The 24,432-nt window shown below is 58.6% G+C and carries 23 protein-coding genes; 10 read left to right on the top strand and 13 right to left on the bottom strand.

Annotation, left to right across the window (positions count from 1 at the left end):
* Nucleotides 1-17 precede the first annotated feature (17 nt).
* The 11 genes from ACR0AZ_RS10440 to ACR0AZ_RS10390 form a co-directional block, all read right to left on the bottom strand.
* The gene (locus ACR0AZ_RS10440; RefSeq protein ID WP_480667388.1) at nt 18-1,847 is read right to left on the bottom strand and encodes a family 1 glycosylhydrolase; all 1,830 of its coding nucleotides are present in this window, start codon (nt 1,845-1,847) and stop codon (nt 18-20) included.
* Nucleotides 1,848-1,919: 72 nt separating this feature from the next.
* Nucleotides 1,920-3,827: a beta-galactosidase gene (locus ACR0AZ_RS10435; protein ID WP_480667387.1), complete on the bottom strand. Its 1,908-nt coding sequence runs from the start codon at nt 3,825-3,827 to the stop codon at nt 1,920-1,922.
* The gene (locus tag ACR0AZ_RS10430; RefSeq protein WP_480667385.1) at nt 3,824-4,684 is read right to left on the bottom strand and encodes an SMP-30/gluconolactonase/LRE family protein; all 861 of its coding nucleotides are present in this window, start codon (nt 4,682-4,684) and stop codon (nt 3,824-3,826) included. Before ACR0AZ_RS10430 ends, ACR0AZ_RS10435 begins: the two co-directional genes overlap by 4 nt.
* Nucleotides 4,681-5,286, bottom strand: a complete 606-nt coding sequence (locus tag ACR0AZ_RS10425; RefSeq protein WP_480485011.1) for a 2-dehydro-3-deoxy-6-phosphogalactonate aldolase — start codon at nt 5,284-5,286, stop codon at nt 4,681-4,683. Before ACR0AZ_RS10425 ends, ACR0AZ_RS10430 begins: the two co-directional genes overlap by 4 nt.
* Nucleotides 5,283-6,176, bottom strand: coding sequence for a 2-dehydro-3-deoxygalactonokinase (locus ACR0AZ_RS10420; RefSeq protein WP_480485012.1), 894 nt, complete (start codon nt 6,174-6,176; stop codon nt 5,283-5,285). Before ACR0AZ_RS10420 ends, ACR0AZ_RS10425 begins: the two co-directional genes overlap by 4 nt.
* A 4-nt stretch (nt 6,177-6,180) precedes the next feature.
* The gene (locus tag ACR0AZ_RS10415; RefSeq protein WP_480472640.1) at nt 6,181-6,948 is read right to left on the bottom strand and encodes an SDR family NAD(P)-dependent oxidoreductase; all 768 of its coding nucleotides are present in this window, start codon (nt 6,946-6,948) and stop codon (nt 6,181-6,183) included.
* On the bottom strand, nt 6,948-8,657 hold the full coding sequence (locus ACR0AZ_RS10410; protein ID WP_480667383.1) for an IlvD/Edd family dehydratase: 1,710 nt from the start codon (nt 8,655-8,657) through the stop codon (nt 6,948-6,950). The genes ACR0AZ_RS10415 and ACR0AZ_RS10410 overlap by 1 nt, the downstream gene beginning before the upstream one ends.
* Before the next feature lie 11 nt (nt 8,658-8,668).
* The gene (gene melA, locus ACR0AZ_RS10405; protein ID WP_480667382.1) at nt 8,669-10,009 is read right to left on the bottom strand and encodes an alpha-galactosidase; all 1,341 of its coding nucleotides are present in this window, start codon (nt 10,007-10,009) and stop codon (nt 8,669-8,671) included.
* Nucleotides 10,010-10,031: 22 nt separating this feature from the next.
* Nucleotides 10,032-10,880, bottom strand: coding sequence for a carbohydrate ABC transporter permease (locus tag ACR0AZ_RS10400; protein ID WP_480472646.1), 849 nt, complete (start codon nt 10,878-10,880; stop codon nt 10,032-10,034).
* 1 nt (nt 10,881) lies between these two features.
* Nucleotides 10,882-11,808 carry a carbohydrate ABC transporter permease gene (locus tag ACR0AZ_RS10395; protein WP_480472648.1) on the bottom strand — a complete coding sequence of 309 codons (927 nt, stop codon included), beginning with the start codon at nt 11,806-11,808 and terminating at the stop codon, nt 10,882-10,884.
* Between the two features lie 96 nt (nt 11,809-11,904).
* Nucleotides 11,905-13,164, bottom strand: coding sequence for an ABC transporter substrate-binding protein (locus ACR0AZ_RS10390; RefSeq protein ID WP_480472650.1), 1,260 nt, complete (start codon nt 13,162-13,164; stop codon nt 11,905-11,907).
* A gap of 150 nt (nt 13,165-13,314) precedes the next feature.
* Here ACR0AZ_RS10390 and ACR0AZ_RS10385 point away from each other — a divergent pair, with 150 nt between their 5' ends.
* From ACR0AZ_RS10385 to ACR0AZ_RS10355, 7 genes are all read left to right on the top strand, one after another.
* On the top strand, nt 13,315-14,109 hold the full coding sequence (locus tag ACR0AZ_RS10385) for an IclR family transcriptional regulator (RefSeq protein ID WP_480472910.1): 795 nt from the start codon (nt 13,315-13,317) through the stop codon (nt 14,107-14,109).
* Nucleotides 14,106-15,164, top strand: coding sequence for an ABC transporter ATP-binding protein (locus ACR0AZ_RS10380; RefSeq protein ID WP_480658760.1), 1,059 nt, complete (start codon nt 14,106-14,108; stop codon nt 15,162-15,164). Before ACR0AZ_RS10385 ends, ACR0AZ_RS10380 begins: the two co-directional genes overlap by 4 nt.
* A gap of 162 nt (nt 15,165-15,326) precedes the next feature.
* Nucleotides 15,327-16,286, top strand: coding sequence for a dihydrodipicolinate synthase family protein (locus tag ACR0AZ_RS10375; protein WP_480472654.1), 960 nt, complete (start codon nt 15,327-15,329; stop codon nt 16,284-16,286).
* Complete coding sequence (locus ACR0AZ_RS10370; protein WP_480667381.1) at nt 16,277-17,206, top strand: 4-hydroxyproline epimerase; 930 nt, start codon at nt 16,277-16,279, stop codon at nt 17,204-17,206. The genes ACR0AZ_RS10375 and ACR0AZ_RS10370 overlap by 10 nt, the downstream gene beginning before the upstream one ends.
* Entirely contained in the window at nt 17,203-18,438 is a 1,236-nt protein-coding gene (locus ACR0AZ_RS10365) for an NAD(P)/FAD-dependent oxidoreductase (RefSeq protein WP_480667380.1), read from the top strand. Before ACR0AZ_RS10370 ends, ACR0AZ_RS10365 begins: the two co-directional genes overlap by 4 nt.
* 10 nt (nt 18,439-18,448) lie before the next feature.
* On the top strand, nt 18,449-19,471 hold the full coding sequence (locus tag ACR0AZ_RS10360; RefSeq protein WP_480667379.1) for a trans-3-hydroxy-L-proline dehydratase: 1,023 nt from the start codon (nt 18,449-18,451) through the stop codon (nt 19,469-19,471).
* A gap of 1 nt (nt 19,472) precedes the next feature.
* Nucleotides 19,473-20,159, top strand: a complete 687-nt coding sequence (locus ACR0AZ_RS10355) for a GntR family transcriptional regulator (RefSeq protein ID WP_480658751.1) — start codon at nt 19,473-19,475, stop codon at nt 20,157-20,159.
* On the opposite strand, the gene ACR0AZ_RS10350 is transcribed toward ACR0AZ_RS10355, so the two are convergent.
* Nucleotides 20,147-20,728 carry a YceI family protein gene (locus ACR0AZ_RS10350; protein WP_480472664.1) on the bottom strand — a complete coding sequence of 194 codons (582 nt, stop codon included), beginning with the start codon at nt 20,726-20,728 and terminating at the stop codon, nt 20,147-20,149. The genes ACR0AZ_RS10355 and ACR0AZ_RS10350 overlap by 13 nt on opposite strands.
* 98 nt (nt 20,729-20,826) lie before the next feature.
* Between ACR0AZ_RS10350 and ACR0AZ_RS10345 the strand changes: the two genes are divergently transcribed.
* The 3 genes from ACR0AZ_RS10345 to ACR0AZ_RS10335 are packed head-to-tail and all read left to right on the top strand — an operon-like array spanning nt 20,827 to nt 23,217.
* Complete coding sequence (locus ACR0AZ_RS10345) at nt 20,827-21,351, top strand: RNA polymerase sigma factor (protein ID WP_480667378.1); 525 nt, start codon at nt 20,827-20,829, stop codon at nt 21,349-21,351.
* Entirely contained in the window at nt 21,348-22,085 is a 738-nt protein-coding gene (locus tag ACR0AZ_RS10340) for a hypothetical protein (RefSeq protein ID WP_480667377.1), read from the top strand. Before ACR0AZ_RS10345 ends, ACR0AZ_RS10340 begins: the two co-directional genes overlap by 4 nt.
* Nucleotides 22,086-22,137: 52 nt before the next feature.
* On the top strand, nt 22,138-23,217 hold the full coding sequence (locus ACR0AZ_RS10335; protein ID WP_480472670.1) for a helix-turn-helix domain-containing protein: 1,080 nt from the start codon (nt 22,138-22,140) through the stop codon (nt 23,215-23,217).
* A gap of 34 nt (nt 23,218-23,251) precedes the next feature.
* On the opposite strand, the gene ACR0AZ_RS10330 is transcribed toward ACR0AZ_RS10335, so the two are convergent.
* Nucleotides 23,252-24,328, bottom strand: coding sequence for a DUF2793 domain-containing protein (locus tag ACR0AZ_RS10330; protein WP_480472672.1), 1,077 nt, complete (start codon nt 24,326-24,328; stop codon nt 23,252-23,254).
* Nucleotides 24,329-24,432 lie beyond the last annotated feature (104 nt).

Genomic DNA, 24,432 nt, shown 5'->3' with positions numbered 1-24,432 from the left:
CTGTCCTCTTCCCTTGCTCAGCGCGCGAGCGCATTCTGGCAGAAATTGTTAGCGCCAACAATGCCGAACTCATCTTGTTCCGAGACATAAAGGTTCATTCCCTGACGCAGCGTATCGAACCGTCCGCCCGCATTGAAGGCCCTCAGGAAATCTTGACCGAAAAGCCAGCGGTTCTTTTCGGCGACGCCACCCACCAAGAAAACACCGCCTGTTGGAACCAGGGCCATTGCCAGATCACCCATGATCGCGCCGAGATGTTCGGTGAACATACGCGCGGTCTTAACGGCGCAGGGATCATTCCCATCCCGCGCGTCCTGCAAGATATCCTTGGCGGATCGTATTGCTGTTTCAGTCCGGCCGCTCGCCATCCCCACAGCCTGATACAGGATCGGCAAGCCTGTTCCGCTCAGAAACATCTCCGCTTCGATCACCAGACTATCGTCGAAGAAACACTCGGGCGCTATGCGTCGGGCGGCGTCGAAGACCTCAACTTCATCGAGGTGCCGGGGTGACAGACCCATGTGCCCGCCTTCACCCGATGCTGTATGGAAATGACCTTCGGACCAGAGCAGGGCACCGACGCCCAGCCCGGTACCGGGTCCCACAACCAGACGGGTGCCAATCGGGGGGGCGCTTTCGCCTTGCAGCACTTCAACATGATCTTCGGTAATCTTCGCGACTGACCACGCAGCTGCGGTGAAATCATTGATCACGAAGGTATGTTGCGCGCCAGTGGCACGGGCGAGTTCATCTTCGGATAGATCAAGATTGGCATTGGTCAGGCGGATAGAGCCATTCCGTACCGGCCCGGCCCCTGCGGCTACTACGGCACGCGGATCGGTGCCGATCTCGTCCCGCAAGCTGTGCAGCGCATCGCGCAGATCGGTCAGAGTGCCGGTCGGGTATTTTCGCAGGTCGGTCAATTCTCCGTTGGTGACGACCCCCAACCGGGTGTTGGTGCCGCCGATATCCGCGACAAGGTTCCAATGCGCATGCACATGGCTTTCTGGCTTGACCCATGGCGCCGGGTGTGGTTGATCGGACAGAAATGTCAGCAGCTCTGCACTCGACGACTTCAGGAAAACACCCTGTATAGGTACATTCTGCCGAAGCACATCTTGAACCGCTTCCAACCCAAGTTCCAATTTAGATAGTGTGCCGCCGTCCAGCGTGACAAAGAGCGGTACGTCCTTGGAGTAGCCTTGTACCTCAAGGAGCTTTGGCAAGATCTCGAGCGAAAGGCCATACCAGTCGACAGGCTCCGCAATTGTGCCAAGGTCCTGCTGCCAGTTTTCGGGCAGATCGGCACCTAACGGTTTCAGTATAGATGTTGGATAGGACCTGTCGATGACGGCCTCTAGCCCGTGACTCAGCTCCGCACCAACATTCGTCATGCCATAGCCGCGCATCGCTTGGACGGCCATGCCTTGCGCCAGCAGCTGGTGGTGCAGGCTCCGCGCGGTGCCGCGTTTGTCGTTCTGTTGGGCGGGCAGGGGACCACGGGTTGCGATGCTGAACAAAAGCTCACCAATCCGTGCTACGATTATCTCGGCGAAATCGGCAAATCGCGCAGCGATATCCCGGTTGCGCCATCCGCCTTGATCCACCAGAGCAGCTGGCAGAGTTTTATGGTCAAGTATCGCGCAGGGCCGCAATCCCAGTTCCAGTATTTGATCAACTCGTCGCGCAAGGTGATCCACAGCTTCGGGCACCGATTTGCATCCATCCTGAAGGATCTGATCCCAGTGGATGTGCAAACGATAACTATCAAACCCGCCCGCAATCTTGGCAGGCTCGACCGCACCAAACAGGAAATCGTCGGGAAAGTTTGAACGGGTGTATTTCATCGTTGCAACCTGCTGGGCGTGACCTTAGCTCTGCGACCTAGCAGGTTATGTTAGCGTTATCTACCCTTATTATTATGGCTGCACGCGTGTGCGGAACACGACATCACAACCGTTGACCCGGGTATCTCCCCAGACGATCGGGTCTGCGTTGTAATTGATCAGAACCTCGTAAGAGGCTGTCTCGCGCCGTCGCAAGCCGTTTGGCATCGAAACGACGGGCAGGCCCGTTTGTTGCGCCGCCATGGCGATGATCCTGTCCCAAAGATGCTCATCCGGAAAACCACCCAGATACCACAGGCTATCATTTCCCTTCAGTGCCGCGTTGCCATTGTCAAAGCTCAGTAGGTCGGGCGCGTCGCCGGACAGATGTTCGGCCCAGTGGATGATTGCGCCGCCGCCCTCTACCGGGCGTTCGGTGCCGGGGGGCAATGTCTCGATCACATCGACCGAGCAATCCAGCGCCGACAGGCCGGGGCGTCCGTGGTCGGGGATGCGAAACTCGGGCGTGATGGCGCCTGTGCGCGGTCCGAGGATCGCGAGTTTGGCCTTGGACAACGACTTTTGCAGATCCTCGTCCACACTTGCGAGACCCGGTGCCAGGATCAGGTCATAGCCCTCGGGAAGCAGATCGGCCGCAGAGAGAATATCTACCGATAGCCCAGCCCGCCGTAACGCACGATAGGCCGAGAAGACCAAACGGAAATACCCAAAGTCCGCCCCCTGACGCTGCGTCTGCCACGCCCAATCCGACGCATAGTCGAACAGGATAGCGACCTTGGCACGTGCGGGCTTGATCTCTCCAAGCTCGGCCAATTCGTCGGCTGTCTGGCGCGCCTCGGCCATAGCGGGGGCGTCGTCTCCCCAAGGGCTCAGAAGACCTGCATGCATCTGTTCTTGCCCGAACGGGGCCTGGCGCCAGCGGAAATAGCTGACAACTTCAGCACCATGCGCCACAGCCTCCAACGACCAGAGCCGCACCATGCCGGGCAGCGGGGCCGGGTTGTAAGGTGCCCAGTTCACCGGACCGGGCTGTTGCTCCATCACCCACCAACGCCCGTGGCCAACCGCGCGATAGAGGTCGTGGTGAAACGCCTGCATATCCGGATCGCCTTGTTGCAGGAACGCTGCCTTATGTGTGTCATCAGCCTCAAGCCGGTCCGACAGAAAGCCGATCGGATAACTGTCCCAAGTGGCGATGTCGAGGTCTTTGCCGACCTCGAAGTGATCGAATTCCAATACACGCCCCATATAATTATGTAGCAGCGGTGCATCTGTCAGAGGGCGCAGCGCGTCGACCTGAGCTTTGTTGAAGGCCACAACCTGATCCGAGCTGAATCTGCGGAAGGCCAGAACATGCGCCGGGTTGGGTTCTGTCACGGTCAGATTGGGTAGGTCGATCTGGTCAAAACTGCCGTATTCCATCGACCAGAACACATTGCCCCACGCCTCGTTCAGGGCTTGAACGGTTCCGTAGCGGTTCTTTAGCCAGAGCCGGAATGCCTGCAATGCAACCGGGCTGTAGCTGAGCGTTGTGTCGTGACAACCATATTCATTGTCGATCTGCCACGCGGCGACATTAGGGTTGCGCCCATAGCGCTCGCCCATGATCCGCGCAATGCGCACGCTCTCTTCGACATAGCCCAGATGGCTGAAGCAATAATGCCTGCGCGACCCGAACTTGCGTGGGTTACCATTGGCGTCAACGGCCAGCATGTCGGGATGCTTGTCCAGCATCCACCGGGGTGGTGTTGCCGTGGGCGTGCCCATCACCACCTTCAACCCCGCAGCACCAAGCGTCTCGACGGCACGGTCGAGCCAGCCGAATTGCAGATCGCCGGGGATTGGCTCTAACCGGCTCCAGGCGAATTCGCCGATACGGACCCATTTCAGACCTGCATGGATCATACGTTCCGCGTCTTCGGACCACTGCGTTTCAGGCCAGTGTTCCGGGTAATAGCATACGCCAAGTTCGGGTTTCATAAGATGACTCTGTGTTCCATCTGCCCATGCGCGACGTCTGGCGCAAAAAGGGTCATGCCGTTGGTTGGGTTTGAGTTCAATGTATCTGCATCCAGCCCCTGGCGGGCCGTGGTGCAGAACAGGGTCGTCAAATCGTTGCCTCCGAATGCGGGGCAGGAAGTATGGCGGGCGTCAAAATCGACTGCACGCAGAAAATGCGCATCTGCGTCATAAGCGGCCACCCGGCTGGCACCCCATTGGGCGATCCAGATGTTGCCTTGCGCGTCGACGACCGCACCGTCCGGGTTCAATCCTTCTTGGGTGAGGTCGAGGAAGACGGCTGCCTCTCCCTCGGGCCATCCCGTTTGCGCATTCAATTGCCAACGCATGACTTGTTTGGTCGCTGTATCGCAGAAATAAGCACAGGATCGATCAGGCGCAAAGCAGATAGCGTTCGAGATGGTGATATCCCCGACCAAATGCCTCAGCTCTCCCTGCCAATAGCGGTAGATCGATCCGGCACCGGCCTCGGCCTGTTTACCCATGGTGCCGATCCAGAACCCACCAAATGGGTCTGCGCGACCGTCGTTCGAGCGCGTAACTGCGTTGTCCGCCTCGAGCGCTACGATGAGGTCTTTCGCATCAGTCTCCAACCCAAACCGCCAGAGCCCGGTTTCTGAGGCGATCAGCAGAGTGTCGTGATTGATCCACCCTGCGGCCGAGACATGCTCATCAAACTGCCAGATCTGTGCCGCGTCTCCGTCACGCGACATCAAGCGCTTGCCGATGATATCGAACCAGAACAATTGCTGCCGTTCCGGATGCCACAACGGTCCTTCGCCCAATTCGCAAGGGCGGTCGTCATAGATCTGACTCATGCGATGGCCTCGTCATAAGCTGTAACGATCTTGCGGGCTCGTTCAGCGATGTCCGCGACAGGCAAGCCCGGTTTGAACAGCGCGGATCCGATGCCAAACCCGTCTGCGCTGGCCTCGATCCATTCCTTGAAGTTTTCAGGCCCTGCGCCGCCGACGGCAAAAACCTGAGTCCCGGCAGGAAGAATTGCCCGCATCGCGGCAAGCCCTGAGGGTCCGGCCATGGATCCCGGAAACAGCTTCAACCCGCTCGCACCCGCCTTGAGTGCCGAGAATGCTTCGGACGGAGTAAACACGCCCGGCCAGCTTTCGAGACCCAGCTTATGGGTATGCGAGATGACGTCGACGTCACAATTGGGCGAGACAATCAAGCGGCCTCCAACATTGGCCACCGAGTCGACCTCATCCAGGGTCAGAACGGTGCCTGCACCGATCAGAGCATCATCGCCAAATTCGCGTGCCAGAATCCCGATGCTCTCCAATGGGTTGGGCGAGTTTAGTGGAACTTCGATCCGATCAATTCCAGCGTCGATCAGCGCGCGCCCGACAGCGGCGGCCTCGGATGGGGTCAATCCGCGCAGGATGGCAATGACAGGGCGGCTCATGCGGTTTCTTTCGTCAGGGATCGAGCCTGCAACAAACCTGCAAGCGTTGCAGTTGTGGCGTCCACGATCTCAATCATCGCGCCCTGTTGTCCGAGCGCTGCAGCATAGGCATTTGACAGACCTTCCGGTCCGATGATTGCCAGTTGCTGACCCAGCCAAAAGGGCCGCGTCGCGGCAAGCTCAGCCCCAATCAGCATGCCGGATAACCGCGCGTTGGCTACGGACTTGCTTTGACCGTGCAGCAGATCAGCTGCGCGCAAACCAAACAACCGAACGGCCAGTTGTTCCGGCTTGGAAAGCGCATCCGTGACCGCGTCGCTGAAACTTGCGTCGTCCCATCCGTCCTCTACTGAGTGTCGGAGTACCGATTGCCCGCGCAGCAGATCGAACAATTCGCCGGTCATGAATGTTCTGAAACTGATGACTTCTCCGGCGCTGATTTGCACCCATTTGGTATGCGTGCCGGGCAGGCATATGACGCCGTCCCAGTGCGCGCGCGTTGCCAGATAGCCCGCGATCTGGGTTTCTTCGCCGCGCATAACGTCGGCAGGATCTGACTGCTTCAAACCCGGCACGACAAATGCGCGGATACGTGGGTCAGTATCCGGGACCCGGATCGGAGCATTCGGCACAGGGGCCGAGGGGACGGCGACATAGGGCGCTTCGACCCAGCCTTGTCGCGCACCGACCATGCCGCAAGCGATGACATCAACGGTTTCTGCGGGCAACCAGGGCTCAATCAGCGCCATTAGCGCGGCCTGAAAATCACCGCCGGCTGTTTTGGACATGCCATCCTGTGACTGAGAGTGTTCCAGCACAGTGTCACCCTGCATGGCCCAGGCCCTCAGGCGGGATGTTCCCCAATCAACTGCGATCCAGTCCGTGTTCATCTCATCATCCTGTTGTCACCACACCGCCATCAACCACCATGCATTGGCCGGTCATCGCATGGCTGGCCTTTGACGCAAGAAACAGTGTCGGCGCAACCATATCTTCGGGTTTGAGGTGTTCTTTCAGGCATTGCCGCTCCAGATGCGCGGCCAGATCTTCGGGCGTTGCCCACATATCCAGCTGCTTCTGGGTCAGCACCCAGCCCGGAGCCAGCGCATTGACCCGGATGTCCTGCGGCCCCAGTTCGCGCGCCAATGAACGGGTCATGCCAGTGATCCCCGCATTCGAAGTCGTGTAGATCGGATAACCCGAATTGCCCATCAGATAGCTGATCGAGCTGAAATTGACGATTGCCCCGCCTTTGTCCTTCATCTGGCGCGCAGCTTCCTGACAGGCGAAGTAATAGGCCTTGAGGTTGACCTCGATCATCCAGTCCCAGAACTCGGGCGTGGTTTCTTCAAGCCCGTGGCGCTTGTCGTTGGCCGCATTGTTGACCAACACGTCAAGCGGGCCATGCGCCTCAGCCGCTTGTTGCATGGTGGCGTGCAAAAGCTCGGTGTCGGTCATATCGCCCTGCAGGAACAGGGGCGCTCGCCCGTGCTTTTCACGCATTTCATCAACAAAGGTACCGGCGTCAGAGCGGCCGATGAAGGCGACCTGGGCACCTTGTGCCATGAAGCCGTCCGTCAACGCGGCCCCAAGCCCGGAGCCGCCGCCGGTAATGTAAACCGATGCTCCGTTCAGGTCATGGAAAGTGGCGGGTTGGGTCATCAATGGCTCTCTCTGGTCACAAGGCGGGTGTCTTTTCCAACAAGGAAATCAAGGTCGGCACCCTGATCCGCTTGCAGCACGTGGTCGATATAGAGTTTCGCGTAGCCGCGGGTGTAATGCGGATCGTCCGGTTGCCAGGCGGCGCGGCGGGCATCCAGTTCTGCCTCATCGACCAGAAGTTCCATCTCGCCCTTGCTGGCCGACACGCGGATGCGATCACCGGTATTGACCAACGCCAATGTGCCGCCTGCCTGTGCCTCGGGGCTGACATGCAGGATGACGGTGCCATAAGCAGTGCCTGACATGCGCGCATCCGAGATTCGGATCATGTCGCGCACGCCTTCCCTCACCAGCTTGGCGGGGATCGGCATATTGCCAACCTCGGGCATGCCGGGATAGCCCTTGGGCCCGCAGCCCTTGAGCACCAGAATGGTTTCAGCCGTCACTGGCAGGTCGTCGCGGTCAATGTTCGCCTTCAGGTCTTCGATGTTTTCAAAAACGTAAGCTTCTGCTTCGGTTTCCAGCAGCGCGTCAGTGGCTGCCGATGGTTTCACGATGGCCCCGTTGGGCGCAAGATTGCCGCGTAAAACACGCAGCCCAGCAGCGGGTTTGACCGGAACAGCGAAGGGGCGGATCACATCGGTGTTATAGCACTCGGCTCCTTCATAATGGGCCGATATGTCCTTGTTCAGGACGGTTTTGGCAGGGCGTAAGAAGGGTTTGAGTTCGTTCAGCACGGCTGGCATGCCGCCAGCGTAGCAGAAATCTTCCATCAGGTACTTGCCTGAGGGCATGCAGTTCACCAGCAGTGGGATTTCGGTCCCGAGTTCGAAATCCTTGAGCGTCAGATCAACGCCGACGCGTCCTGCAAGCGCCAGTAAATGCACGACAGCGTTGGTTGAACCTCCGACTGCGGCATTGGTCAGAATGGCGTTCTCGAACGCCTCTTTGGTCAGGATGTCCGAAGGTTTGAGGTCTTCGTCCACCATCTCGACAATCCGCTTGCCGGTCAGATGCGCCAGCGCCATACGGCGGGCATCGACGGCGGGCAGGGCCGCATTGGTGGGCAGGCTCATGCCCATTGCCTCGACCAGTGAGGCCATGGTGGAAGCTGTGCCCATGGTCATGCAAACCCCGGCGCTACGCGACATGCCGGACTCGGCGTTCATGAAATCCTGCAGGGTCATCTCTCCTGCACGGACCTCTTCCGAGAACTTCCAGACATCCGTGCCCGAGCCGATATCCTTGCCCTTGAATTTCCCATTCAGCATCGGGCCGGAGCTGACTACGATGGAGGGCAGATCGACCGAGGCTGCACCCATCAGCTGCCCTGGCGTGGTCTTGTCACATCCGCCCAGCAGGACAACACCGTCAATGCCATAGGCGCGGATCGATTCCTCGACATCCATCGCCAGCAGGTTTCGGAACAGCATGGCCGTGGGTTTCATCTGGGTTTCGCCCAGCGACATAACGGGGAATTCGACGGGGAAGCCACCGGCCTCCCACACGCCACGTTTGACACCTTCGGCCAGGTCGCGCAGGCCCGAATTGCAGGGTGTCAGTTCCGACCATGTGTTGCAGATGCCGATAATTGGGCGTCCGTCAAATGCGTGGTCAGGAAAACCCTGATTTTTCATCCAGGACCGATGGATGAACCCGTCTTTGTCGAGCTTCCCGTACCAGTGTTCCGAGCGGCGTTTCTTGGTCATTGATTGCCCCTTCAAGCGGCTTTGGCGGGCTGGCACCAGTCGGGCAGCCAGTCTGAATGAGCAGTCAGAAGATCTGTTACCAGATTGCGAATCTGGCGCAGGTCCAGCTCGGCCGCTGTGTGCGGGTCCATCATCGCAGCGTGATAGATGTGCTCGGGGTTCTGTTCGGCCAGCGCACGGACGGTGAGTTCCTGAACGTTGATCTGGGTCCGCATGAGCGCGATCAGTTGTGGTGGAATGTCAGTGACGACGGAAGGTTGCACGCCATTGCTGTCCACCAGACAAGGGGTTTCGACCGCAGCACCAAGGGGCAGTTGCGGGATTTGGCCGGTGTTGGGCAGGTTGCCATAGGCCGTGTAGGGGGTGTCGGTTACGATAGCGTTCATCAGATCAGCCGCGAATTCGTGGCTGCGGGTGACTTGGATATCGCGGCCATCGGTCAGGGTTTTGGCCTGTTCCTTCCAATTCGCAACCTGCTCAACGCAGCGGGTAGGGTATTCATCCAGCGGGATCGAGAATTGCTCGATCAGATCATGCCGCCCGTCTTTGATGAACCACGGCACATATTCGGCCAGATGTTCCGAGCTTTCGGTGCAGAAATAACCCAGATGATCCATCACCTCATACCGCACCTTGTTTGGGCACCGTGGCATCAGCAGCGGGGGTTTGGGCAGTGCACCCTGCGCATAGCCCTGGCGGAGGGCGGGGTAGAGGTCGCGACCCTGATGTTCGAGGCGCAGGAAGAAGGCGACGTGGTTCACACCTGCGACCTTATAACGGAATTCGTCTTTGGGCAGGTCGAGGTCATGGGCCAATTCCTCGACCGTGTTCTGGACCGAATGGCAGAGCCCGACATGTTTAAGCGTTGGGAATTGCTCGGCCAACGCCCAGGTGTTGATCGCCATCGGATTGACGTATTGCAGCAGCGTCGCGTCGGGACAGAGCTGCATCATATCTCTTGCCACATCCCACAGGACCGGGACCGTACGCAGCCCGCGCATTATGCCTCCGACGCCAAGCGTGTCAGCGATGGTTTGGCGCAGCCCGTACTGTTTGGGGATTTCGAAATCCGTGACGGTGCAAGGTTTGTACCCTCCGATCTGGAAGGCGGTTATGACGAAATCGGCCCCTTCAAGCGCTGCGCGGCGGTCGGTATGGGTCGATACCGTAGCGCCTGTCCCGACTGAGCGGATCATGGCGCGCGCTACTGTTTCGCTCTCGGTCAGACGTTGAGGGTCGATGTCCATCAACGCAAAATGGCTGTCGGCCAATGCCGGGGTCAGCAGGGCATCGCCCACGATGTTCTGCATGAAGATCGTGGACCCCGCTCCGATAAAGGTGATCTTGGTCATCGGGCAAACCTTTGGTTTGGCGTTATTTTACGGCACCGAGGGTCAAACCCGCGATGAAGTGTTTCTGCATCAGGAAGAACATGGCCACCGGCGGCAGCGCCGCGACGATAGAACCGGCACTCATCAATTGATAGGCGGCGCGGAATTGCGCATTGAAGCTGGTGATCCCTGCCGTAACAGGCTGGCTTTCTGCGCCCTGGGTCAGAACAACCGCCCAGAAATAATCGTTCCAGATGAAGGTGAAAATCAGCACGCTGAGCGCTGCAATCGCCGGTTTCATCAGCGGCAGGACGACGTACCAAAAGATACGCCATTCGCTGATGCCCTCGACTCGCGCCGCCTCAATCAGCTCAAAGGGCAGGGCGCGGATAAAGTTGCGCATGAAGAGCGTGCAGAAGCCGGTCTGGAACGCGATGTGAAACAAGACCAGACCGGTTTTGGTGTTGTAAAGACCTAGTTCCAGCGTCAGGTCGCGCACCGGGACCATGAGAATCTGGAAGGGTACAAAATTACCTGCCACGAACATGAAGAAGATCCAGAGATTTGATCTGAATTTGTAGATACCCAAGGCGAACCCGGTCATGCAGCTGAGTGCGACCGCGCCAATCACCGTCGGAACGGTGATAAGAAACGAGTTCATCAGATAGCGCGGCATGTCCGAGTTGAAGAAGACTTGCCCGTAGTTGACTGCACCCTCAAAGCTGGACGGCAGGCCCCAGTAATTCGCGTTGGTGAAGTCTGCTGCCGGTTTGACTGAGAACAGGGCAACCGCCAGCAGGGGGCCGAGCCATAGCAGCAAGGCCAGAGGTAGCATGGCCTGATAGGTAATTTGTGCCGCGCGGGGTTGTTTTTCGATGGGTTTGGGAAACATCTCAGTGCCCCTTCTCTTCACGATACATCGACCACAGGAAATAGGCGATGAAGCAGAGCATGATCAGGAACAGGATCACGGCGATGGCCGCGCCATATCCCATGCGGAAGCCGTATTCGGACAGCGCGACCTCGAACATGTAGTAGGCCAGAACGCGAGACGACCCGAACGGACCGCCCTGAGTCATGATCGAGATTAGGTCGAAGCTGCGCAGCGCGCCGATGATGGTCACGACAAAGGCGATGAAGGTGGCAGGGCGCAGCTGCGGCAGAATGATGTGCCAGAGCATCCGCCAGCCTTTTGCACCGTCCAGACGCCCGGCCTCGATCTGTTCGGGATCCACGGCGTTGAGGCCGGTGAGGTAGAGGATCATGCAGTAGGCTGTCTGCGGCCAGAGGCCGGCAAAGATGATGCCGTAAGTCACGAAGCGCTCGTCGCCCAATACGTTCAACGGTCCCATGCCAAACAAGCCGAGGAATTCGTTCAAAAGCCCGAAGGTCGGGTCATAAAACCAAGTGAACACAAGGCCGACGACGACTTGAGAAATAACGAATGGGAAGAAAAACAGCGATTTATAAAGGCGGATGCCCCAAACTGTCTGATTTAGAAACAGTGCGATGAAAAGACCCGCTGGGATCGCCGCCAGGTACAGGATCAACCAGATCAGGTTGTTCTTGAGCGAAATGTAGAATGCGTCCCGGTCGACCCACTCCCAGTAGAGGTCCTCGTAATTCCGAAAGCCAACGTATTCCGCCGCACCCAGCCCGTCCCATTCGTAGAGAGAAAGGTTGAAGGATTGGAAAACCGGGATGATCACATAGACCATGAAGAACAGCAGGCCGGGGGCCAGAAACAGCCACGGCGCGATGCGTTGTTGGTTTCTGTGGAACCAGCTTTCCTGTTCGGGGACGTCTACTGCAGCTGTCATGAGGACTCTCGGGTCTGGTGGGGTGAAGGCGGGCTGAAGCCCGCCCTACGATTGTGCTTGGCATAGGCCAGGCTTCAGCCCGGCCTACATTCCAAATCAGTTGTCGTAGATGCGCCCGCGTGCACGTTCCAGCTTGGCCAGAATACGGTCAACATTGTCGGGCTTGACCATGAATTCCTGAAAGCCTTCCATCGACACTTTGGCCATTTCAGCAGGCGCGTCGCGATCCCAGAACTGGGCAACGCCGCCGGGGCTGTTCGACGACAGCATCTCGAAACCTTGCAGCAGGAACTTATCGTCATCCACCGAAGACTGCGCGTTTACCGGAAGCTGGCCGAGATTTGCGCCGTTGTTGATTTCGGATTGCTCATCCGCGGAAACCACAAAGCGCAAGAACTCGCGCGCGGCTTCCTTGTTGGAAGCATTGGCCGGGATGTGGAACGTGTCGGTCGGCGCGTCTTCGGCTAGTTCTACATCGGGGTTGATGGCGACGAACTGGTAGAAATCCAACTGATCATCGGACAGACCAGCCTCGCGCAGCGGGGCCACGGCGAAGTTACCCATCAGATAGGCCGTGGCTTCGCCGTTGACCATGAAGGGTAGGGCCTCTTGCCAGCTATATGTCTGGTGGTTGTCGATAAACGCGCCCATATCGATCAGCTGCTTCCAGTTGGCGAAGGTCTGCTTGACCCGATCATCCTCCCAGCTGATTTCGCCATTGGCGAGCTGGTTGTGGAAGTCGTAGCCGTTGGTGCGCATATTCAGATAGTCGAACCAGCCGCCAGCGGTCCACAGGAACTTGGTCCCGATGGTGTAGCAAGCGCGCCCCGAATCGACGATCTTCTGGCAGTTTGCCAGCTCTTCTTCCCAGGTGGTTGGCTCGCTCAGGCCCAGCTCATCGAAGATGTCTTTACGATAGTAAACGCCCCACTGATAGTAGGTGTAGGGTACGCCCCACTGTTTGCCGTCGATGGTCATCGCACCTTTGGTCGAGGCCAGGTTGTCTGCAATCTCAGGCTCGGCCCAGAGATCGGATACATCTTCGAAAAGACCCGCCTCCACATAAGGTTTCATCCGGTTCGCAGCATACCATGTGGCGACATCAGGCGTGTCCGCCGTCAGGAAGTTGCGGATTTGGGTCTTATAGGCTTCGCGGTCGATCACCGTGGTTTCGATTTCCAGACCGGGGTGCTCTGCCGCAAAGCGCTCGATCATCGCTTCCATTGTCGCGCGGGGCGCAGGGTTCGATGTGTCGAGGAAAATGCGCAGCTCGCCCGAGAGCTCGGCAGCGGCCGGAGCCGCGATTGCGACGCTCATGGCCAGCGCAGCCGTGGTGCGCTTGAAGATGGAATGCATGGTTTCCTCCCTTTTGCTTCCATTCTGGTGTTTTTAAGTTCCAAATAATGAAACCGTGTTTTATATATTGAAAACTACACATCGACTCGGCTAGTCTTGTCAAGACCCTCGTGGCCTGGCCGCAGGGAAAGTGGAGGAGAATTGGCACCCGTGGCAGGTGACGGTACAATCGGAAAAGCATGTGATGTGCTGGAGCAGGTGGCGTCGTTCGATCGCCCTGTTCGATTTGCGGAACTGCTGGAAAGCAGCGAGTTTCCCAAGGCAACCCTCTATCGGTTTCTGCAATCACTGACCAATCAGGGGATGTTGTATTACGATCCTGACCGGCAGACCTACTCCCCGGGCATGCGCCTCGTGCGTCTGGCGCATTCGGCTTGGACTCAAAGCTCACTGGCGCCGATCGCGCGGCCGTTCCTGGATGTGCTCAGCCAGGAAACCGGCGAGACGGTGCATCTGGCGCAGCTCGATTCTGGCCAGGTTCTATATGTAGACAAGCGAAACGCGCAGCGACCGGTCGAGATGTATTCAGAGGCCGGAAAAGTCGGCCCGGCTTATTGTACCGGTGTCGGAAAGGCGATGATGGCCTATTTGGATGAGGTCCTGCTGCAGAAAACGATTTCGCAGCAGAGCTTTCATCGGTTCACCGACAAGACGCTGACCTCAGAAGAGGCCTTGCGCGCAAATTTGGAGCTGATCCGCAATAGGGGCTACGCCGTTGACGATGAAGAGCACGAACCCGGCATTATCTGCGTGGCCTGTCCTATTCTGACGCCTGGTGGGCGCGTGTTGGGTGCGCTTTCGATCACCGGATCGACCGGGCGGATGAATTTCGAACAATTGGAATCATGGGTTCCCCGCGTTCGGCGTGTAGCCGAACAAATCGGAACCGAAGCACAAGCGTGGCGGTTCCCCGAGAGCCAGAAGAACAGGATACAAGCGACATGACAGGTGTAACCCTGAAGAACGCGATCAAGCGCTATGGCCAGACTCAGGTCATCCACGGGATCGATTTGCAGATTGAAGATGGTGAATTCTGTGTCTTCGTTGGCCCTTCAGGCTGCGGCAAATCCACATTGCTGCGGATGATAGCCGGGTTGGAGGAGACCTCGGACGGAGAGATTCATATCGGCGCACGCGATGTCACGCATATGGATCCGGCGAAGCGTGGTGTGGCGATGGTATTCCAGACCTATGCGCTCTATCCACATATGACCGTGGCCGAGAATATGGGTTTTGGCCTGCGGATGAACGGTGTGGCGAAGGCCGAAATTGATCAGAAGGTTCAGGAAGCCTCGGGTATTCTCAAGCTCGACCAGTATTTGAAACGCAAGCCCAAGGCTCTGTCGGGTGGTCAGCGTCAACGAGTAGCCATCGGTCGCGCTATTGTGCGTGGCCCCGAGGTATTCCTGTTCGACGAGCCCCTGTCCAACCTCGACGCAGAATTGCGGGTGGAGATGCGGGTTGAGATTGCGCGTCTGCACCAGGAAATCGGTGCGACAATGATCTACGTGACGCACGATCAGGTCGAGGCGATGACCATGGCCGACAAGATCGTCGTGCTGCGGGATGGGCGAATCGAACAGGTCGGAGCTCCGATGGATCTGTACCGCGATCCTGACAACAAATTTGTCGCTGGTTTCATCGGTTCGCCAGCGATGAATTTCCTTGAATGTGATGTGGTCGATGGAACCGTGCGCCATCCGGCCTTGTCTGAATCCATCCCGGTGACGAATGGTGTGCCGTCCGGTGCCACGAAGGTAACATTGGGCATTCGCCCCGAGCATATTCAGGTCGATCGCAACGGAGAGTCCTGCACTGTGGACCTGACCGAAGCGCTTGGCGGTGTGTCGTATTCCTATTTGCTAACCCCAAATGGTGATAAACTGATCGTTGAAGAACGCGAAGATCAGCGCAGCAAGAATGGAGAGCGGATCGGTATCTCGTTCCGCCCGGAACGCGCCATGATGTTCGATCCGGAGACCGGGCAGAGGTTGCGCTGAGCATCCAATCTGTATGCCATGAACTTACGCGGGTCATTAGCTTTCAAAGCTTCTGGCCCGTTGCGTTGTGTGCCGCTGAAAAGAGGCACAAATCTATTTATGGATTTTGTATCCAATATCCGATACTGAAGATTCGTGCGCTCAGCGAATGGAGACCCTGGAATGCCAAACACCGTATTCACCGGCACGATGCCCGCCTTGATGACCCCCTGCACCTCCGCTCGCCAACCGGATTTCGACGCGCTTGTCCGCAAAGGACAAGAGATGATCGCAGCCGGGATGTCAGCCGTGGTCTATTGCGGCTCGATGGGGGATTGGCCCTTGCTGACTGACGCCCAGCGGATGGAAGGGGTTGAGCGTCTGATCGATGCCGGGTTGCCAGTTGTGGTCGGTACCGGGGCGATCAACACGAAATCAGCGGTTGCCCATGCGGCCCATGCGCAGAAGATGGGCGCGGCGGGGCTGATGGTGATCCCGCGGGTGTTGTCGCGGGGCAGCTCGCCTGCAGCGCAGAAAAATCACTTTAAGGCGATCCTCGAAGCCGCACCGGATGTGCCCGCAATCATCTACAACAGCCCGTATTATGGCTTTGCCACACGGGCCGATCTGTTCTTTGCCCTGCGCGCCGAGCATTCCAATCTGGTTGGGTTCAAAGAATTTGGTGGCAAGGATGATCTGCGCTATGCCGCCGAGAATATTACCAGCCAGGATGATCAGGTCACGCTGATGGTCGGCGTCGATACTGAGGTCTACCATGGCTTCGTCAATTGCGGTGCAACTGGCTCGATCACCGGAATCGGCACCGCTCTGCCGCGTGAGGCGCTTTTGCTGGCTGCACTGTCTCAGAAAGCAGCTGCAGGCCATGCCGAGGCGCGCCAACGCGCGCAAGAACTGACCGAGGCGATCCATGTATTGTCGAGCTTCGATGAAGGCCCTGATCTGGTGCTTTACTACAAGCACCTTCTGGTGCTGAACGGAGAAGACGAATACCAACTGCATTTCAACGAAGGCGATGCGCTGACAGACGCGCAGCGTAACTACTGCGAGCAGCAATATGCGCTGTTCCGCGGCTGGTTCGCCGATTGGTCGAGGCAGGGCGGAGTGATTGCCGAATGCATGTGATCGACAGCCATACCGGAGGTGAGCCTACGCGGGTCATTCTGGACGGCGCCCCCGATCTTGGCACCGGGCCTCTCGCCGAGCGAGCGCGTCGGTTGGCGACCGAACATGAAGCCTTCTATCGCTCGATCATGCTTGAACCCCGCGGACAGCCGGCCATGGTCGGCGCTTTGTTGGTTGAGCCGGTGGATACCTCCTGCGTGACCGGCGTGATCTATTTCGATGTGGACGCGGTGCTGGGCATGTGTGGGCACGGCACAATAGGACTGGCCGTTACCTTGGCGCACTTAGGGCGGATTGATGTCGGCACGCACCGTATTGAAACCCCAGCGGGGGTGGTGACGGTTGAGCTTCATGATGCCAACACCGTCACCGTGACCAATATCGCAAGCCGCCGGGTCCGGAAGAACGTGTCGTTGGATGTGCCCGGACATGCGTCGATAGCGGGCGATATCGCTTATGGCGGCAATTGGTTCTTTATCGTCGATCCCAGCCCGATCCCCGTGACGGCTGAAAATATCGGCGCGTTGACCGCGTTGACTATCGCGATCCGTGAAGCCTCGATTGACGCGGGGGAGGGGGGCGAAAATGGTGAGCCTGTGGATCATGTGATCCTGCAGGGACACTCGCCCAGCGGGGCGCATAGTCGAAATTTTGTGCTTTGCCCGGATGACAACTATGACCGCTCACCCTGCGGTACTGGCAGTTCCGCGCGGTTGGCATGTTTGGCTGCGGATAATCTGTTGGCTGCCGGAGAGGAGATCGTGCAGGAAAGTGTCATCGGCAGTTCTTATCGCCTATCTTATCAGCCGGGCCCAAATGGCGGGGTGATCCCACGTATCACCGGGCAAGCCTATGTCATGGCCGAAGCCACATTGATCTTCGACAGACAGGATCCCTTCCGCACAGGCATTGAGGCGTGACCGAATTGGTCATCATAGGGGCCGGTGTCATTGGCATCACCACCGCACTGGAGTTGCAGCGCAGAGGGCATAAAGTCCGCGTGCTGGATCGAAAGGGCGTCGCGTCCGAGACTTCGGCCGGGAATGCCGGGGCCTTCGCCTTCCCCGAAGTGGAACCCTTGGCAACGCCCGGAATTATGCGCAAAGCCCCGAAATGGCTGTTTGATCCGCTTGGCCCATTGTCGATCCCACCCGCCTATGCCCTGCAGATCGCGCCATGGATGTACCGGTTCTGGCGCGCCAGCAGGCGGGACCGATATGAGAGCCTTCTGGACGCTCAGGCCAAGTTGATGGACTTGTCCTCAGCCGCGCTGGGACGATTGATCCCTTCGGTCGACGGCGAAGAGAGGATGCAGCGCGACGGGCAGATGCAGCTTTATGAAAGCGAGGCCGAATTCCGTGCCAGCCTGCCCACGTGGGAGTTGCGCCACCGCCACGGGATAGAGTTCGAGCTGTTGGAAAGCCCATCGGCGATTGCCGAAAAGCAACCGGGCCTCAGCCCCCGCTTCACGCATGCGGGGTTCACGCCCGGCTGGCTCAATACGGTCGACCCCAGAGCCTGGGTCGAGCATCTGGCGCGGGTATTTCGTGAACGGGAAGGAACGATCGAACAGTGCGATATCCGGGCGCTGGAACCGCGCGATGCTGGTGTTGAAATCATCCACGCCGAGGGCAGGATTGCAGCTCCGCATGTGGTCGTCGCAGCCGGGGCGTGGTCACATCACCTTGCGCGAACTCTCGGTGATCATATCCCGCTGGAGACAGAACGCGGATATAATACGACGCTGCCCGAAGGTGCTTTCGATCTTCGGATGCATCTGACCTTTTCGCGTCATGGTTTCGTCGCGAGCCGTATCAATGGTGGTGTTCGCATCGGAGGTGCGGTTGAGCTTGGTGGCCTGAAATTGCCGCCGAATTACAAACGAGCGGACATTCTGTTGCAAAAGGCCGCGCAATTTCTGCCGGGCCTCAAAACCGAAGGCGGCACGCAATGGATGGGTTTCCGGCCATCATTACCTGATAGCATTCCAGTCATCGGGCCGTCGGCCAGGTCCGCGAACGTCTTTTATGCTTTCGGTCACGGTCATCTAGGGCTGACTCAATCGGCTGGAACAGCCGAATTGATCGGCGCACTGATCGATGGCCAGGAACCTCCGATCTCGTTGCATCCATACTCTGCCAACCGTTTCTGAAGGGGATCTCATGCGCAGCACAAAGACCATTCACGTCGTATCGGCCCATGCCGAAGGAGAGGTCGGTGACGTGATTGTCGGAGGTGTCGCACCTCCACCCGGCGACACGATCTGGGATCAGCGCAACTTCATCGCCTCGGACCAGACCTTGCGCCGTTTTGTATTGAATGAACCGCGCGGGGGCGTGTTTCGGCACGTCAATCTGCTGGTCCCGCCCAAGCATCCTGACGCGGATGCTGGGTTCATCATCATGGAGCCCGAAGACACGCCGCCTATGTCGGGCTCAAACTCAATTTGCGTTTCAACCGTGTTGCTCGATAGCGGGATCATCCCGATGCAGGAGCCCGAGACACACATGACGCTCGAAGCACCCGGAGGGTTGGTCCGCGTGCGGGCCAAGTGCCGCAATGGCAAGGCCGAGCGTATTTATGTTCAGAATGTCTCAAGCTTTGCGGACAAGCTAGACGCCCGGATTGAGGTTGAAGGGATTGGTAGCTTGCGCGTCGACACCGCCTTTGGAGGCGACAGTTTTGTCATTGTGGATGCCGTGGATCTTGGCTTTGTATTGACGCCGGATGAAGGTGCAGACTTGGCCCGCACTGGTGCCCGGATCACCGACGCAGCAAATGAGCAATTGGGTTTCAACCATCCCACCAAGGATTGGAATCACATCTCGTTCTGTCAGATTGCTGGTCCCCTGCAAAGAGACGGTGAAATCCTGACTGGTCGCAATACGGTTGCCATCAAACCGGGCAAGCTGGATCGTTCGCCTTGTGGCACGGGGGCCTCGGCGCGGATGGCGGTGCTGTTGGCAAAGGGGCAGATGTCAGCGACCGACCGGTATCATGCACGCTCGGTAATCGACAGCGAGTTCCGCTGCCGTATCGTGGATCAGCACGATCTGAATGGTCGCAATGCGATTACCCCGGAAATATCGGGCCGGGGCTGGATCACCGGCACGCATCAGCACATGCTGGACCCGGATGACCCGTGGCCGGGCGGCTACCGTCTGAGCGACACCTGGGGCGCGTAACATGGGATCCAAACGCGCCATTGCCCGCCAAAGCCTGCCTGATGTGATCGCCAGCGATCTGCGTGAACGTATCCTGAGCGGTGAACTGGCCGAGGGCGAAACCATCCGGCAAGAAGCGCTTGCGGAAGAATATGATGTGTCCCGTATGCCAATACGCGAAGCCCTTAAACAATTGGATGCCGAGGGGCTGGTCGTCTTGACCACAAACCGAGGCGCGACGGTCACCGAGCATTCGCTGGACGAGATAGCCGAGATATTCGACCTGCGGGTTTTGCTTGAAGTTGACCTGTTCCGGCGCGCCATCCCTGCGATGACCACTGTAGAGTTTGCAGAATGCAAGGATATCCTGAAACAGATGGAGGCATCATACGACGCAAACGATGTTGGCCAATGGGGTGCGCTGAACCATCGTTTTCATACAGCTCTTTACGCTGCGGCGGGGCGCGGCTTGACCAATGAACTGCTGCATCGGGTATCGCTGCAATCCGATCGCTACATCCGCATGCATCTGAGCGTGATGCAGCAGCGCGGGCCTGCCCGCAAAGAACATCGGGAGCTGTTGCAGCTGGCGCAGGCCGGTCAGACTGACGCGGCCTGCGCTCTGCTTGCGACGCATATCGGGCGAACCAAAGAAGAACTCATTACACTGATGACAGCCCGTCGCGCCACAGAGTCTCAGCCCTCCTGAGTGAACATCAGGCGTGCTGTGACGGGGACGGTGCGGGTGATGCTGGGCAGTTGCGCCAGTTCCATCAGCTTGTCGACACCAGGGGTAACCCCTGCATCCTCGGCGCTGATAAAGACCATGTCATTGGTCGATACCATGACTGCATCCTCGCCGACGCGCAGGATGAACATGTCGGTGTAGAAATCGACCTCGGTGCCTACCAGCGACAGTTTGGCGTCTACTTCCATCACGGTGGTTTCCCCTACGGCCAATTTCGAGACTGCGTCCATATCGATCTGGGCCGTCAGCGTTGCAGTGGCGGCCTTGCGGAAGACATGCTCGATCATGCGTTCGTTACGAATGTCGATATTGGTCTCAACCGAAGACAAATCGATATCGATCTCGACCTTCCCGTCTTCGCTTACGTGACCCGAGAGATTTGAAAAGGAGTTAACCTCTCCCACATCCTCGATTTTGACTGTGCCATAGGCCAGATGCGAGGCGTCAGAATCCAATGTCCAGTTGGCCGCAAATGCGGGCATTGCAACAATTGCCGACGCAATCGTGAATGTTTTCAGCAGAAGTTTCATTTCTTTCCTCCAGAGTCTATGTCAGTTCAAACCAAGCGGGCCCGGTCCCATGTCCAAGCAAACACACACAGGTCGCGATTTATTCGATGAGTGTTGAAATGAGTTCCGAACAAGCCGTACGCGGCGCGATCCAGACCCACTCCAAACGGGTCTGGCGTTTTGGGCTGGCTCTGTCGGGCGCTTCGGATATTGCAGACGATTTAATGCAGGCGACTGCGTTGCGGGCGTTGGAGAGACACCATCAGGTCACTTCTTATGACCGTCTGGACAGCTGGCTGATGACGATCTGCCGCTCGATCTGGTTGAACGAAATCCGCGCACGTTCGGTTCGAAAGGCGCAGGCGCTGTCCGTGACGCCCGAATCTGAATTAATTGCATCCGGACCCGATTCAGAAACGAATATTTTCGCCGCTCAGGTGTTTACTCAAGTGATGCAACTGCCAGAAGCGCAGCGCGAGACGGTGATACTTGTATTTGTCGAAGGATACAGTTACCGCGAAGCTGCTGCTATGCTGGACGTTCCCATCGGTACGATCATGAGCCGGTTGTCCAATGCCCGGCAGAAACTGAAATCCGTGATGCAGCACGACGGGGCTGACATCGTGCGACGGAGTGGCAAATGAAGTTTTCAGATGAGACGCTTCTGGCCTATCTGGAAGGCAGTCTTGAGGAGTCGGAGGCCCGCGCCATCGAGGACGCAGTGGCCGATGAACCGGCGCTGGAATCGCGCCTGATGGCACTCGATCCGTTCGCTGCTGCGGTTCAGCAGGCCTTTGAGGATGTGCCCGCCAAGACGCCGCAGGTCGATCTGCCCCAACCTGTCGCGACGCAAAGCTCTGCTGGGCCTATGCGCCTTTTGGCAGTTGCGGCTTCGGTTGCAGTCATAGCGGTTTCAGCCACATTCTGGTCCACGCGCCCCGCGGAACTGGGCTGGGCCGCGCAGGCGGCGATTTACCAGTCGCTTTATGTGCCGGAAACCATCGCCTCGCTGAACAATTCGCCCGAGGCGCTGGATGCACAGTTTGCCCGCGCCGAAGCAGAGTTGGGCCGTTCGCTGAACCGGGATGTGCTTGAGGCGTTGCCCGGGCTTGATCTGAGGCGGGCGCAGGTGCTGTCGTTCAAAGGCAAACCGCTGATCCAGATCGTTTTTGCGGACGCACAGGGTCAGCCCTTTGCGTTCTGCATTATCCGACAGGGTGAGGGTGCGCCAGCGAAGGATGTGAACCTGGCTGTGCTCAGCGGGCTGGCAACAGCCACCTGGGCGGGCGATGGCTATGGCTATATGCTTTTGGGCAGCGACCCGCAGACCGATCTGGGTAACGAGCTTAGCATCCTGACCGAGACCTTTACCGGCTGATCAGTTCGAATACCCCTTGTGAACTGCTGTAAATGGTCGAAGAATATCGGCCATGACGCCTAAACCTCTGACATCGGATCTGGATGACGAGGCCACCGAAGAGGGGCCCCGCAGTATATACGACGCCGATCCGCCGGAAGATGAAGATCTGTGGTTTCTTCCTCCGCCTGATGACGAAAACCCTGAAGATCTGCTGACACCGGGGCCGCGGCCCGAGCAGACACTTTTGTTCGATCCCCGAGACTGGCGCGCGGCGCAATCCGAACTTTCCGCCGATCTTGCGGATCTTGCCCTGACCTTCGGTGCGTTGGATGAGCGGTTGAGGGCAGGCCCGTCGGGCTGGGGGCATCGGTTGGCATTGATGGAGGTCTCGGACCTGGGCTGGTGGACCGGTGACCGGATCGGGGTCGATCGCCTGGCGCTTTGGACGGGGTTGCGGATCGGGGCGACGAGTGATGATGTTCAGGCCCTCTATCGCGCAGGCTGGGCTGTGCGCAGGCTGACCTCGGGCGCTGGCCCATCGGACGGCGGATGGGAGACAGGTCTCACCGCATTTCTCGACCGTCAGGCGCAAGGGATTGAAGATACGCCCGAAGCGGTCGCCGATCTGGCCGAGGTGATGCGCAGCGCGGACGGATTGCATCCGGTCACGCTGGCCGCTGTTGGCTTTCATGCATGGAGGGCGTTTTCCCCCGGAATCGGACAGGACACCGAAGCCGCAATCGTCGCGAACCGGCACGCCGCAACGATGGGGCGCGGCGGGGCGTTGTTTATGCCGCTGGCCTTGTCTGGACCAGGCGCTTTACGCGGCTCCGGAACAGTTGAGGAAAAACTGGCGGCCTGGGTGCGTGGGGCGGGGCAGGCCGCACTTGCCGCCTTGCTGCATTTGGACCGGATCAGCGCATGGGAAACGCGCGCGCGCGATGCAACGTCAGACTTGAGTGGGCGCACACCGCCCGTTTTGATCGATGCACTAACGGCCTGGCCAATGGTCTCGGCCCCGCTGGCCGAAGAACTGACCCAATCCTCTCGTGCCGCCGTTCAGCGAAATCTGGACAAATTCACCCGAAGAGGCCTGATCCGAGAGGTTACCGGGCAAGGGCGGTACCGCGTCTGGACAGCAGATTTGTGATCGCCCGGACCATAGGCTCGGGCGATCAGAAGGCTCAGAACCAGCGGCCAATCGCGATAAGTGTCGGTGACAGAGTGGTTGCATCAGATGTTGCAGATATCACTTGATAGGTAACCTCCGTCTCCGACGGCGCATCGAAGCCGAGGAATCGGTTGAGCCCGCCACCATTGCCGCTGATGACGGGTGCCGTACCCGAAGCGAAAGCGATGGGGAAATCCCAGTTTGCCGAGCTGCTGGCAAAAAGGGCACCGGTCGCCGTGGTGCACCCAACCGCGCCCAGTGTCGCTGTACAAATTTGTGTGCCGTCGGCAAACCGCACATAATCGCCGTTCGCGCTGCTGCCACGTTCGATAACGGCCCCGCCGGGGGTGCCGCCAGTTTCCGAGACCACGCCCAATACGTTGCCGGGCCCATAGCCATAATCTGCACGCATCAAGCGCCCCGGCGTGGTGTCGTCAACGCTGCTTTGCACCGCCGCGCCGCTTGCAGTGCCATTGCTGGCATCGATCCGCAATGCCTCGGTCCAGCTTCCGCCGTCGGGTGAAACTTTGATCGAAAACTCGGTGCTGCCGGACAGGCCCATTTCGGCATGGCCGGTCCAGTTCGACTGGAACAGCAACGAGGCCGTATCACCAGCACCCGCCTTGTTGATCTTCAACTGATGCCCGCTTCCCTCGTGGGTCAGCAACGTGGCCGGGCTGCGCACCGCCAGCCGGTTGGTGCTGTCGGACCCTGTGGTGATCCCGACACCAGACAGGTTTTGCGTACTGACGGGCGGGTCAATCCAATCCGATCCGTTCCAGACCTTGATCTGACCCGATCCCTGATCCCAGGCCTGCCAACCAATGCCGGGCGTCACGAAATGCCAAGCATTGTCGATCCACGCGGCCAATTTACCGGCCTGACCGCTCCAGTCGCCGGTTGGAGAAGCCCCCAAGGCGTGGATTTCACCCTGATCCGGTGCGGCCGGCGGAACTGTGGAATTCAACGCCGCAAGGCTAAGTTGCACGACCAGATCCAGCGCCCGCAGCGCTTCGTTATGGGTGACGTGTTTCTGGGCCTGCGCGGGTTGCAGATAGGGCAGGTTCAATCGGGGTGAGTTTTGTGGCACGGGCGTCCTCCTATGGCTGTCGGTCCGACGATGATTGCGCGCCACCCTGCCGTGATCCGCGTGAATCTCGCCTGACCGGGCCGAACGCCCGATTTATCATGTGT

The sequence above is a fragment of the Ruegeria sp. BE3 genome (assembly GCF_056538865.1).
This window is presented reverse-complemented; position numbering and strand designations above follow the sequence as displayed.